Annotated in this window: 12 protein-coding genes and 1 pseudogene; 4 read left to right on the forward strand and 9 right to left on the reverse strand. The window is 48.8% G+C overall.

Annotated elements, in window-relative coordinates:
* Positions 1–82: 82 nt before the first annotated feature.
* A complete protein-coding gene (locus AAHB90_RS29345; protein ID WP_342088869.1) occupies positions 83–1,648 on the reverse strand; it encodes a helicase HerA-like domain-containing protein in 1,566 nt (521 codons plus the stop codon).
* A gap of 221 nt (positions 1,649–1,869) precedes the next feature.
* Between AAHB90_RS29345 and AAHB90_RS29350 the strand changes: the two genes are divergently transcribed.
* From AAHB90_RS29350 to AAHB90_RS29365, 4 genes are all read left to right on the forward strand, one after another.
* Positions 1,870–2,874: an alpha-E domain-containing protein gene (locus AAHB90_RS29350; protein WP_342088870.1), complete on the forward strand. Its 1,005-nt coding sequence runs from the start codon at positions 1,870–1,872 to the stop codon at positions 2,872–2,874.
* A 51-nt stretch (positions 2,875–2,925) separates the two neighbouring features.
* On the forward strand, positions 2,926–3,666 hold the full coding sequence (locus tag AAHB90_RS29355; protein WP_342088871.1) for a peptidase: 741 nt from the start codon (positions 2,926–2,928) through the stop codon (positions 3,664–3,666).
* Between the two features lie 181 nt (positions 3,667–3,847).
* A complete protein-coding gene (gene glmM / locus AAHB90_RS29360; RefSeq protein WP_342088872.1) occupies positions 3,848–5,251 on the forward strand; it encodes a phosphoglucosamine mutase in 1,404 nt (467 codons plus the stop codon).
* A 76-nt stretch (positions 5,252–5,327) separates the two neighbouring features.
* Entirely contained in the window at positions 5,328–6,476 is a 1,149-nt protein-coding gene (locus AAHB90_RS29365; protein ID WP_342088873.1) for a cysteine desulfurase family protein, read from the forward strand.
* Between the two features lie 42 nt (positions 6,477–6,518).
* Here AAHB90_RS29365 and hemH read toward each other — a convergent pair whose 3' ends face one another.
* The 8 genes and pseudogenes from hemH to argG form a co-directional block, all read right to left on the reverse strand.
* Positions 6,519–7,592: a ferrochelatase gene (hemH, locus tag AAHB90_RS29370; RefSeq protein WP_342088874.1), complete on the reverse strand. Its 1,074-nt coding sequence runs from the start codon at positions 7,590–7,592 to the stop codon at positions 6,519–6,521.
* Between the two features lie 139 nt (positions 7,593–7,731).
* On the reverse strand, positions 7,732–8,679 hold the full coding sequence (locus AAHB90_RS29375) for an N-acetylornithine carbamoyltransferase (protein WP_342088876.1): 948 nt from the start codon (positions 8,677–8,679) through the stop codon (positions 7,732–7,734).
* Between the two features lie 70 nt (positions 8,680–8,749).
* Complete coding sequence (locus tag AAHB90_RS29380) at positions 8,750–9,886, reverse strand: aspartate aminotransferase family protein (protein WP_342088877.1); 1,137 nt, start codon at positions 9,884–9,886, stop codon at positions 8,750–8,752.
* 14 nt (positions 9,887–9,900) lie between these two features.
* Positions 9,901–10,287, reverse strand: a complete 387-nt coding sequence (locus AAHB90_RS29385) for a type II toxin-antitoxin system VapC family toxin (RefSeq protein ID WP_342088878.1) — start codon at positions 10,285–10,287, stop codon at positions 9,901–9,903.
* A complete protein-coding gene (locus tag AAHB90_RS29390; protein WP_342088879.1) occupies positions 10,266–10,517 on the reverse strand; it encodes a hypothetical protein in 252 nt (83 codons plus the stop codon). Before AAHB90_RS29390 ends, AAHB90_RS29385 begins: the two co-directional genes overlap by 22 nt.
* A gap of 23 nt (positions 10,518–10,540) precedes the next feature.
* Entirely contained in the window at positions 10,541–11,548 is a 1,008-nt protein-coding gene (argC, locus tag AAHB90_RS29395; RefSeq protein WP_342088880.1) for an N-acetyl-gamma-glutamyl-phosphate reductase, read from the reverse strand.
* A 9-nt stretch (positions 11,549–11,557) separates the two neighbouring features.
* Positions 11,558–11,872 (reverse strand): annotated as a pseudogene (locus AAHB90_RS29400) (four helix bundle protein); the annotation flags it as partial.
* A gap of 76 nt (positions 11,873–11,948) precedes the next feature.
* Positions 11,949–13,151, reverse strand: coding sequence for an argininosuccinate synthase (gene argG / locus AAHB90_RS29405; protein WP_342088881.1), 1,203 nt, complete (start codon positions 13,149–13,151; stop codon positions 11,949–11,951).
* Positions 13,152–13,197: the final 46 nt, after the last annotated feature.

The following is a 13,197-nucleotide window of genomic DNA, read 5'->3' on the forward strand; positions in this document are numbered from 1 at the left end:
CGCATGCACGATGTTGCGTACGGACTACCTTCGACTGCGCTCAGGCTGACATCTTCTATAATTTAGTCAGCGTGACAGACTGTTAAAACCCAAACAAACCCCCACCGCTTTTCCGCGTGCTGGTTTTCTTGCCAAACAGCATCCCGAATACGCCGCGTACCACTTCGCGGCCTATTTGCTTGGCTAACGGCGAATTGAGCGCATCCGAAATCATACTCGTTTGCTCTTTCTCCTTTTTGGCCTCGACTTTCGCTTGTACTTCCGCCTCCTTAGCCTCCGTCTCCGCACGTGCCTGTTCCTCCATTCGTTTGGTCAGGATTTCGTAGGCACTTTCCGGGTCGACGGGATCTTTGTATTTCGTATAAAGATCCGATTGCTGTACGTGATTATCGTAATCGGCCTGCACCATCGGACCCATAATGGAGGCGGGCGGCATCAGGTGCGTGGCAGCGACTTCGGTAGGGATACCTTTTTCGTTCAAAACCGTAATCAACGCCTGGCCGATACCGAGCGTGGTCAGGAGCTGATCGATCGTATAGAAATCCGATTTAGGGTAGGTTTTGACCGTCTGTTTCAAACCCTCGGCATCCTGCGGCGTAAATGCCCGGAGTACGTGCTGCACACGGTTACCGAGCTGTCCAAGTACGGATACCGGCACATCCTGGGCCATTTGGGTACAGAAGAAAATACCTACGCCTTTGGAGCGGATCAGCCTTACAACCTGCTCGATCTGTTCCAGGAAAGCTTTTGGCGCGTCTTTAAAGAGCAAATGCGCCTCGTCGAGGAAGAAAACCAGTTTAGGTTTATCCAGATCTCCCGCCTCGGGTAGTTTATGATAGAGTTCGGCCAGAAGGCTCAGCATGAATGTCGAGAACAACGCGGGCCGGTCCTGCACATCGGATACGTTCAGCAGGCTGATCACGCCCTGGCCGTCGACCTTATTGATCAGATCAGCAATATCGAAAGATCTTTCTCCGAAAATGGTACCTACGCCCTGTTGCTCCAACGCGACGATTTTGCGGAGGATCGTGCCGGCCGTGGATGCGGAAATGGTACCGTAATCGGCCTTGATTTCAGTCGCGCCCGGACCTTCGGCGAGGTAGTTGAGGACTTTTTTCAGGTCGTTCAGGTCCACCATCGGCAGATCCTTGTCGTCGGCATATTTGAACAGGATAGCGAGTACACCGGCCTGGGTTTCATTCAATTCGAAGATTTTGGAAAGCAATATAGGACCGAATTCCAGCACCGTGGCACGCATTTGCGCACCCTTATTACCGCTCAATGAATACAACTCGACAGGAAATCCTTTGGGTTCGAAAACGGTGCCCAGTATTTGTGCGCGTTCTTCGAGGGCTGCATTCGTTTTGCCCGGCTGTGCGATACCCGAAAGGTCGCCCTTGATATCGGACATGAAAACAGGCACGCCCGCTGCCGAAAGCTGCTCCGCGAACACCTGCAATGTGCGCGTCTTACCCGATCCGGTAGCTCCGGCCACCAGTCCGTGGCGGTTCATCATGCGCAAGGGAAGGTTCACGCGGGCCTCGCTGATGATCTCGCCGTCGAGAATGGCCGACCCTAAATGAATTACAGGTTTGTCAGTTTGATAAGATTTCTGAATTGCTGCAATAAATTGTTCTTTCTTTGACACAGGAAATACGGGTTATGGTTTGATGAAAGGTTAAGTTACAAATTTTGAAGGTTTCGGGAAGATTCCAAGGCAGGGGGGCGAATTATTGTAGAATAATAATTTGCAATGAAATAATATAACTTTTTGCATATGCTTGTATTTGCAAAATATTATTAGGTATTTTGGTTTGATCGCATTATGATTATTCTGATTTACATTTTTAGAGACATTACTTTCCACTTATGTTGAGCCGAGTTGCGAATTCTATTTACTGGATGAATCGTTACATGGAGCGGGTTGAGAATTACGCCCGTTTCGTGGGAGTTAACTTTAACCTGGCCCTGGACCTTCCGCCCGATGTGGACGAACAATGGGAGCCGCTTCTGATCGCAACGGCCGACCACTTTCTCTTCTATAAATATTACGATAAGCCTACCAAGGAGGATGTCATCCATTTTATGACGTTCGATAAACGCAACCCGAATTCGATCATCAGCTGCCTGTACGAAGCCCGTGAGAATGCGCGGACGATCCGTGAGACGATCTCGAAGGAAATGTGGGAAAGTATCAACACGTTTTACCTCACCATTAAAGGAACTTCGCCCGACGATTTCCGGAATATGGACCATATGCAGTCGTATTTTACGGATATCCGTAAGAACTGCCAGCTTTTCCATGGGGTAGTCGATTCGTCGATCACACGCAATGAGGCCTGGCATTTCGGACGGCTGGGCCGGCATATCGAGCGGGCCGACAAATGCTCGCGCTTCCTGGATGTGAAGTACTTTACATTGTTGCAGGATGCGGGTACCTCGGGTTCCACGCTCGACCTGATGCTTTGGACTGCGGTACTAAAATCGGTTAGCGCCTATAATATGTACCGTCAAACGCACCGGGCACTTACGCCGATGAACATTGTGGCGTTTCTGATACTGGATAAACTCTTCCCACGTTCGATCGCCTATTGCGTGCGCCAGGCCGAGTTATCGCTGTATGCCATAGCAGGTTCCATTCCTGAACGCGGCTATACCAACCCGGCGGAGCGTGCATTGAGCAAGATCCGGAGCGAGCTGGAATTCACCGATGTGGAGGATGTTTTCAAAATGGGACTGCACGACTACCTCGATAAATTCCAGATCAAGAACAACGAAGTAGACAACAAAATCTTCGATATGTACTTCGGATTGGAGACCGGGCAGTCGCAAAGTCAGAGCCAGGGGCATTTCAAAAGCCAGTGGATGAACTGATCAAAACTTTTATATCTTAGCGACTCTCTATCAACATTGAGCCGCTAAGACATGACATATTGCCTAGGTATCAAAGTCGCATCCGGCCTAGTGGCCATTGCCGATACACGCCTCACTTCCGGAACCGAGGTTTCGACCAATAAGAAAGTATCTGTTTACCAGTCTGATAAGCATTCGATTTTTGTAATGACCTCGGGTCTGAGGTCGGTGCGGGACAAAGCCATCACGTATTTCAAGGAAGTCCTCGAAGAGCGGGACACTTCATTCGACAAGCTATATAAAGCAGTGAATGCGCTCGGGCAGCAGGTGCGGCGGGTAGCCGAGGAGGACAGGTATGCGCTGAACAACGCGGGATTGGTATTCAATCTGTTCGCGATCATAGGCGGGCAACTTGAACACGATTCGGAACATAAGCTATTCCTGCTGTATCCCGAAGGTAACTGGGTCGAAGTAGGCGACGGGTCGCCGTTTATCATCATTGGTAACTCAGGTTACGGCAAGCCGCTGCTCTACCGGAGTTTGAAATTCGAATCTTCGATGCAGGATGCGTTGAAGATCGGCTTCCTATCTTTCGATTCCACCAGGGTTAGTTCCAATGACGTCGATTACCCGATTGATGTCGTTATGTACGAAAAGGACTCTTTCCAGCTCGTGGAGCATCGTTTTGAAAAAGACGACCTGGATTACGTGGGAAAACAGTGGAGTGCGCTGCTGAGCAATTCTGTACAAAAATTGTCGCTGGAATGGATGGACCCGGTATTCGGTAAAATGGGGGAATTTACAAAGGGATAACCGCTTGTTTCAGCCTGAAAACGTATATTATGCCTGGTTTTCCGGCTAATCGGGAAAGATGTAAACGGGCGTAAATTAGGAGTCCAGAAACTCAATTATTGTTTTTTGTTTGTAGAAAAATCTAATTACGGAGAGGGAATTTAGTATTTTTGCAACTAAACATAAAGAGGAATTCTAGATCGTGACGTTAATTAAATCTATCTCAGGAATCAGGGGAATAGTGGGTGGAAAGTCGGGTGAGGCGCTGACTCCGATTGATGTTGTTAAGTTTGCTGCTGCATACGGGACATGGGTGAGGCGTACAAATCCACAGAATCTAAAGGTCGTAATCGGCAGGGATGCAAGGCTTTCCGGTGAAATGGTAAGCCGCCTGGTAGCCGGTACTTTGCAGGGTGTAGGGCTTAATGTCCTCGACCTGGGCCTTTCTACCACTCCGACTGTCGAGATAGCCGTGAAAGCGGAAGGTGCGGCTGGCGGTATCATTCTGACAGCAAGCCACAACCCGATCCAATGGAATGCCCTCAAACTGCTCAACAACGAAGGAGAATTCATTTCAGAAGCGGAAGGCGCCGAGGTACTGCGCATTGCGGATCAGGAAGATTTTCTTTTTCCTGATGTGAAGAAGCTGGGCAGCTATTCAACCGACAATACTTACCTGCAAAAACATATCGACCACGTGCTTTCACTTGCATTGGTTGATGTGGAAGCAATCAAAAATGCCAATTTCAGGATCGTTGTGGACGCGGTCAACTCGACGGGCGGAATAGCGGTACCGATGTTGCTCGAAGCGTTGGGGGTCGACGCAAAAAGCATTAAAAAGCTGAATTGCGAGCCAACCGGCAACTTCGCGCACAATCCCGAGCCGCTTCCCGAACATTTGCATGATATCAGCAAAGAACTGAACAACGGTTCCTATAACCTGGGTATCGTCGTGGATCCGGATGTGGACAGGCTTGCGCTCATGTGCGAGGACGGCACGCCATTTGGAGAAGAATACACGCTTGTGGCCGTTGCGGATTATGTGTTGAAACACACACCGGGCAATACGGTATCCAACTTGTCGTCCACTGCGGCATTACGCGACGTGACCATCAAAGCAGGTGGAGAGTATCTGGCCTCGGCGGTAGGCGAGGTGAACGTAGTGAATGCTATGAAAGCCAACAATGCGGTGATCGGCGGAGAAGGCAATGGAGGGGTAATTTACCCTGAAAGCCACTACGGCCGTGATGCGCTCGTCGGTATTGCATTATTCCTGACGCATTTGGCGAAATCGGGCAAGAAAGCTTCGGTTTTGAGAAGGTCTTACCCGAATTATTATATTTCGAAAAACAAGATCGAGCTCACACCGGAAATCAATGTAGATAATATCCTGGACCGTATTCAGACGCGTTATTCCAAACAGCCCGTGAACACCGTGGATGGTGTCCGCATCGAATTCGACCGTGAATGGGTGCATTTGCGCAGGTCGAATACGGAGCCGATCATCCGTATTTACTCGGAATCGGAGACGCAGACTACGGCTACCAGCCTTGCGAATAAGATCATTTCCGATATCAAGGAAATCATTTCGGAACCGAAGAAATAATAAAGCTGTTGCTAAGCTAATCTGGGTCACTTATTGTCTGAACTGACAATGAGTGATCTTTCTAATTTTATATCCAATGAAAGTCTATCTGGACAATGCGGCTACAACGCAGCTGGACCCCGAAGTGCTGGAAGCCATGCTGCCGCTGATGACCGAACAATTCGGCAACCCTTCTTCCATACATTCCTACGGCCGTGCCGTGCGTTCATCCATCGAGCGGGCCAGAAAGAATATCGCAGCAATCCTGAATGCGGCGCCTGCTGAGATATTTTTTACGTCGGGTGGTACCGAGGCCGACAATACGGCCATTCGTTCGAGCATCGAGACATTTGGCCTGAAACACGCCATCACCTCGCGCATCGAGCACCATGCCGTGCTGCATACGCTCGAACACCTCAAAAAGCTGGGCGTGATTGAGCTGAGTTTTGTGAAACTGAATGAAAAAGGCGAGGTCGATCTTGAACACCTGGAAGCATTACTGGCTTCAAAACCGCGCTCACTGGTTTCCCTGATGCATGGTAACAACGAGATAGGTAACCTGCTCGACCTGGAAGCCGCAGGTGATATTTGTGAAAAATACGACGCTATTTTTCATAGCGACACCGTGCAGACGATGGGCCATTACCGCCATGATCTGCAAAAGCTGAAAACGAATTTTATCGTCGGTGCGGCGCACAAGTTCAATGGACCGAAAGGCATTGGCTTTTTGTACGTCCGTCCGGGCATTAAAATCAATCCTTTCGTACATGGGGGCGCGCAGGAGCGTAACATGCGCGGCGGAACCGAGAATATTTATGGTATTGTCGGACTGGCGAAGGCATTGGAAATCGCTTACCGCGATATGGATGCGCATCAGCAGCACATTGAAGGCCTGAAAGGACGTATGATCGGCAAACTGAGAGAAGGTATCGAAGGAGTGAGCTTCAATGGAAATTCGGGAGAATTGGGCAAAAGTCTTTATACCGTTTTGAGCGTAAGCCTGCCGCCTTCGGACATCAGCGATATGCTGCTGTTCAATCTGGATATTGCAGGAATTGCCGTGTCAGGCGGTAGCGCGTGTTCAAGTGGCACCGACATTGGTTCGCATGTCTTGAATGAGCTCAGAATCGATGAAAACAGGGCTAATGTGCGTTTCTCGTTTGGGAAATACAATACAGAAGCTGAAATCGATTATGCGGCCGAGACACTGATCGGTCTTTACAAAAAGGAGAGCGTTAGCTTGTAATACAAAGCAATATCCAATAAAAGCCAAAACCCGGCCCCTGAATCAGGCGGCCGGGTTTTTAATGATATCTTCAAGGCATTCGACCCAGATGTCGGAGTCGTTGAGGCTCTCGACGAGCTGCCAATGCTGGCCGCCTTCTTTCTCGAATAGCTCTTTATATTCTTCTCCTACTTCAATCGTCGTTTCCAGACAGTCGGCTACGAATGCCGGGGAGAATGCCAATGCACTTTTTACGCCTTTTTTGGTCAATTCCGGGATCACTTCGTCGGTATATGGTTTGATCCATGGATTTTTGCCCAATCGCGATTGGAAGCAGGTCGTGTATTTGCCTTCGGGAATGCCTAATCCTTTCACGAGCAAACGCGTTGTTTCAAAGCATTGTGCGCGGTAGCAATGCTGGTTACGATGGTCGAGCTTGTCGCAGCAACTGCCGAACTGGCAAAAACTGCCCGTAACATCGCCTTTGGTAATCTGCCGCTCGGGCAAGCCGTGGTAGCTAAACACAAAGTGGTCGTAATCGTGCTGCGCCATGTATTTTTTACCCAAATCCACAAAGCCCTGAATGAACTTAGGGTGTTCGAGAAAGCGGTTCACGAACCGGATTTCCGGTAGCACTTCCCAGTCCTTTACAACGCGCATTACCTCTTTGTAAACCGAACCGGTTGAAGCGGAAGCATATTGGGGGAAAAACGGGACGACGATGATTTCGGTCAGGCATTCCTTACGCAATGCGGTAAGGGCCTTTTCAATGCTGGGGTTCTGGTAACGCATGGCCAGTTCGACGACATAGTCTTTGCCCAAAACCTTTTGCAGCTTATCCTTTACCGAATAGCCATACGTTTTCAGGGGAGAGCCGTCAGGCCGCCAGAGTTGCTTGTAAACCTTTGCAGACTTCGGGGCTCGAAAAGGTGCGATGATCAGGTTAATCAGGAACCAGCGGTTCAGGTATGGGATATCGATCACGCGTTCGTCCATCAGGAACTGTCGCAGGTATTTGCGGACGTCGGGCACCGACGGGCTATCTGGCGTGCCAAGGTTCACGATCAATACGCCGGTTTTACGGACTTCATCCAGGGTTGTTGAATCAGAGGGTTGAGCCAATGTGGTTGTACTCATTTCAATATCAGTTTCATGATGCGATGTATCAAAATGCGATTAAGGTGTCGCGCTGAGCGGACCGCCGGGCGATCGAAGGGCGACAACGAAATATGATTTTACTCTTTTTGATGCATCCTCTTTTTATATTCAGTCGTAATTACAATCCTAACAACACCTCTTTCAATGCAGCCTGCGCCGACCATTCGCGGTTGGCGGCCTGTTCGATCACCAGTGACCGGTAGCCATCGAGCACTTCATCGGCTACCTTCATATTTCGGCGTACAGGCAGGCAGTGCATGAACTTGCCGTTGTCGGTTAAAGCCATTTTTGCCTCGGTAATCATCCATGACGGATCGGTATTCAAAACCTTACCGTACTCGTTGAACGACGACCAGTTTTTGCCATATACAAAATCCGCCCCTTCGAGCGCTTTGTCCTGGTCATAGATCACCTGGCCTTTACCGACAAATTCGGGGGAAAGGTCATAACCTTCAGGGTGTGTGATCACGAGTTCCACGTCCATCGGGTTCATCCATTCGCAGAACGAGTTGGCAACCGCCTGAGGCAATGCCTTGAAATGCGGAAGCCAGGTAAGTACCACTTTCGGGCGCTGTTTCAGCTTGAATTCTTCGATCGTAATGCAGTCTGCCAGCGATTGCAGCGGGTGACGCGTTGCTGATTCGAGGTTTATGATCGGTACTTGTGCATACTTCTTGAATTGCTGGAAAACGATTTCAGCATAATCCTTATCACGATCCTGTAATCCAGCGAACGAACGGATGCCGATGATATCGCAATAGCTGCCGATGACAGCCGCCGCTTCTTTCACGTGCTCGGCCTTGTCGCCGTTCATGATCACACCTTCCTCCATTTCCAGTCCCCAACCGTCCTGGCCCACATTCATCGTAATCACGTTCAGGCCAAGGTTCTGTGCAGCCTTTTGGGTGCTGATCCTCGTCCTCAAACTTGAATTGAAAAACAAGAGACCTATGGTTTTGTTTTTCCCAAGCGCCTGGTCCGCAAAGGGGGCCTTTTTAGCAGCGATGCCACTGGTAATGAGCTGTGGGAGGTCGGTGACGTCTTTGATGGACAGAAAGTGTTTCATTCAGGTTAAAATTTCGGAGATAGGTGTTCCTATTCTCAACTATGGCAAGGATGGTATTAGTTCAAAAAAATCAAACGGCTGCAACAGATACTTCTTTTTTCAATGCTTCAAGGAATAGATCGGCCTCGGTTTTGCCTAATGCAAGCGAAGGAAGCAGGCGGATCGTGTTCGCACCTGCCACGCCTGTGAACATTTTGTGTTCAAACAGAAGCTTGTTGCGAAGATCCTTCACGGGGAAATCATATTCGATCCCGATCATCAGCCCACGGCCTCTCAGCTCCTTATAACCGCCGATTGCTTTAATACCTTCCAGCAGGTAGTCGCCAATCTCGGCCGCATTCGCGATCAGGTTTTCTTCTTTCATAATGTCCAGAACGGCCACACCCGCCGCACAAGCCAGATGGTTGCCGCCGAATGTCGTTCCCAGCAAACCATAGCTCGCTTTGAACTTTGGTGAAATAAGGATTCCGCCGATCGGGAAGCCGTTACCCATTCCTTTCGCCATCGACATAATGTCGGGCGTGATGCCGCTGAATTGGTGCGAGAAGAATTTCCCGGTCCGGCCGTAGCCGCATTGTACGCTATCGAGGATCAGAACCGCGCCGGTTTCGTCGCATTTGCGTCTTAATGTTTGCAGGAATTCATCCGTACATACATTAATACCGCCCACACCCTGGATACCTTCTACGATCACGGCGCAAACCTCGTCGGTAATGCCTTCGGCTGCGGCTTGTACATCATTAAATGGCAGAAAAGTAACGTGCTCCTTGTAATTCACAGGCGCAACGATCGACGGGTTATCGGTTGCGGCTACCGCACCGGCCGTCCGGCCGTGGAACGATTTGGTAAATGAAATCACTTTCGTTCTGCCATTGTGGAAAGAAGCCAGTTTCAATGCATTCTCATTTGCTTCCGCGCCGGAGTTGCAGAGAAATAGTTTATAATCAGGATAACCCGATAGCTCTCCCAACTTGACCGCTAGCTCTTCTTGAATGGAGATTTTGACGGAATTGGAGTAAAAACTGATCGCATTCAATTGCTTGGTCAGCTTATCCACATAATAAGGATGGCAATGGCCGACCGAGATCACCGCGTGGCCGCCGTAGAGATCGAGGTACTTGGTACCGTGCTGGTCCCAGAGGTAGCTGCCTTGCGCTTTCACGGGTTCTATATCGTAAATGGGGTAGACGTCAAAAAGGTGTGACATTTTTTTGTGGTTTATCAGGCCAATTCCAACGTTTCAATTCTCTGGAAATGGTCTTTGTTCAGTGTTTTGATTAGTAATTGAAAAATGAGTGCTGTGGCAGCGATGAAGATGTCCCGAAATTCAATCATCTGGTTCCGCCTTCGCAGACTGTGATATATTTCAGCTGCCTTCACGGACACTTCTTCGTCGAAAGGTAGGACTGATATGCCTTCGAGAAGAGTGTCCACATCTTTTCTCTTTTGCTCGTTAGTAGCGCCCATCATTAGTTCGTAAACAGTTACAGCGGAAACAAATAGAGAGGAATCGTTAGGTAACGATGCCAGGATTGTTTTCGATTTTTCCGTTTTCCGGAGATAGTCAATAAATATGCCGGTGTCTATTACCAATCCTGTATTCTCCATTGCTTAAAGTGTGTCACGTTTTCTTCAAATGCCTTGATATCATCTTCGCTCCAAGTGGAAACGTTGCTGATTTTTTCCTTCCATCCCGTAAGATCTCCCACGGGCTGTTTGGCCTTTTGTTTGAGTAAAAGCAGGTTGGCAAAAGCTAGCAATTGTTTTTGCTGCGTTTCGCTTAGTTGGTTATATGTTTGAATCAAATCAGTCATAACTGTCATCTCTTTGCGCGCCAAACTCAAACTACTTAAAAATTCAATTAAAACGCCGGTGCCTTCAACCGCAGCCCCGCATCTTCCGGCAACCCGAACAGCAGGTTCATATTCTGTACCGCCTGCCCGGATGCACCTTTGGTAAGGTTGTCGATGATGCTGGTTATCAGCAGTTGCCCGTCATGAACTTCCAGGTGAACGAAGCATTTGTTAGTGTTCACAATCTGTTTCAAATCAATCGCAGCGTCGCTTACGTGCGTGAACGGGTGCGAGGCGTAAAAATCTTTGTAGATAGCTTTTGCCTCTTCCAATGTCCCTTCAAAGCGCGTATAAACGTTGGCGATAATGCCACGCGTGTAATCGCCGCGATACGGCACAAAATTCACCGCCTTGTCGAACCCTGCCTGCAACTTGCCGAAAGTCATTTTGATTTCTGTCAAATGCTGGTGCGAGAATGCCTTGTAGATCGACATGTTGTTGTTCCGCCAGGTGAAATGGGTCGTCGCACTTAATGCCTGTCCCGCGCCCGTGCTGCCTGTAACCGCGCTCACATGAACGTCGTCCTTGATCAGACCTGCATTGGCAAGCGGCAGAACAGCCAGTTCGATGCTTGTTGCGAAACAGCCGGGGTTTGCAATCTTAGTTGCCCCTTTTATCTGCTCGCGTTGAAGCTCCGGAAGGCCATAGACAAAGCCATTCGACTCGTCCCGGAAATCGGTGCTCAGGTCGATTACTTTTGTCGTTTCGGGTAATTGATATTCTTGGAGAAATTTCTTCGACTCGCCGTGTCCCGAGCAAAGGAAAATCGCATTCAGGCCCTCTACATTAAGTAATGGTTGAATATCATCACCGGAAAATACCAATTCGGTATCTCCCAGCAAATCGGTATGTGTCGCGTACACCGGCTTTCCGGCCTGGCTTTTGCTATGCGCGAATGTGATGCTCACATTCGGGTGATTAATCAGGATTCTGATCAATTCTCCTCCTGTATAGCCTGCGGCGCCTATGATGCCTATGTTCAGAGAGTTTATGAGTTTATGAGTTAATGAGTCCATTTTTTTGTTTTAAGAAGAGCGTACCGTTTTGATAAGAGAGATAAGCATTGCTTTGATTTCCTTTATCTCCAGGTCACGGACCTCAAATACTTCATTAGTAATGTATCTCAGGTCTCTTGCAAGCAACAGGTAGTATTCTGTTTCGTGAAGAGATCCTAATGATATTTGAAAAAAGTTCGCAATGTCGAGTGTCCCCTTTTTACCACAACCTTCGGCCAAGTTGGCGGGTACCGAAACAGCGGAACGTCGCATTTGCGATATGAGACCAAATGTTTCATTTTTCGGGAAATCGTCTGTCAGCTTGTAAATCTCAAGTACGAACGTGTGAGACTTCTGTCAAACTCTTAATTCCTGATAATTTTGCATTCGAATAACTCATAAACTTTGAACAGTAAACTCTTTACTTTTCCACCGAATCACTCACTTTCCCATAAATCATCACCTGGTTCGAAGCCACTTTTGAGAAGCCTCTTACATCGTCGCCGGTCCACGCATTGTTCATTTCACCGTAGCTGCCGAATTTCGACGACATCAGGTCGTACGACGATTCGATACCTTCCACATGGAAGCGGTGCGGTGCGAGGTAGACGTGTACTTTACCCGTCACATGCGACTGCGTATCGGCGAGGAATGTCTCTATGTTACGCATCACCGGCTCTACAAACTGCCCTTTGTGCAGCAGGCTGCCATACCAGTTCGAAAGCTGCTCTTTCCAGTAAAGTTGTTGCTCTGTTAAAACATGCTTTTCGAGCGTATGGTGCGCTTTGATGATGATCAGCGGAGCGGCTGCCTCAAAACCCACGCGGCCTTTAATACCGATAATGGTGTCGCCCACGTGGATATCCCGGCCGATGCCGAATGGCTGAGCAATTTCGGCAAGCTTTTGGATAGCAGTTACGGAATTTTCAAAAGTCTCCCCGGCAACGCCTTTCAATTCACCATTGACGAATTCGAGCGTAATGCGCTCCGGCTCCGTTTTGGTGATTTGCGTGGGCCAAGCCGATTCCGGCAGGTATTGGTCGGAGGTCAATGTCTCTTTACCGCCCACCGATGTGCCCCAAAGACCTTTGTTAATGCTGTAAGCAGCCTTAGTCCAGTCGCGGGAAACGCCTTTTGCAGTCAGATATTCAATTTCGGCTTCACGGGAAAGTTTCAGATCGCGGATAGGTGTGATGATTTCAGCTTCCGGGACGATGATGCGGAATGCCATATCGAAACGAACCTGGTCGTTACCGGCACCGGTACTTCCGTGTGCGATCGCGCTCGCACCGATTTCTTTGGCATATTCAGCTACTGCCACCGCCTGGAAAATACGCTCTGCGCTCACTGAAAGCGGGTAGGTGTTGTTTTTCAGGATGTTACCGAAGATCAGATACTTGATACAATCGTTGTAATATTCCTTGGTTTTGGAAATTGTGGCATGTTGCTTCACGCCCAAAGCATAGGCATTCGCTTCGATCGTTTTCAGCTCTTCATCTGAAAAACCACCGGTGTCAACCAAGACCGAGTACACATCGTAACCTCTGTCTTCGGCTAAATATTTTACACAAAAGGAGGTATCAAGTCCCCCGCTAAACGCTAATACTACTTTGGGCTGTGACATTATTATAATCTAATGGTATGGATACTGATTCTAAAATTGGTACGCT

The sequence above is a fragment of the Dyadobacter sp. OTU695 genome, assembly GCF_038440355.1.
Classification (GTDB): domain Bacteria; phylum Bacteroidota; class Bacteroidia; order Cytophagales; family Spirosomataceae; genus Dyadobacter.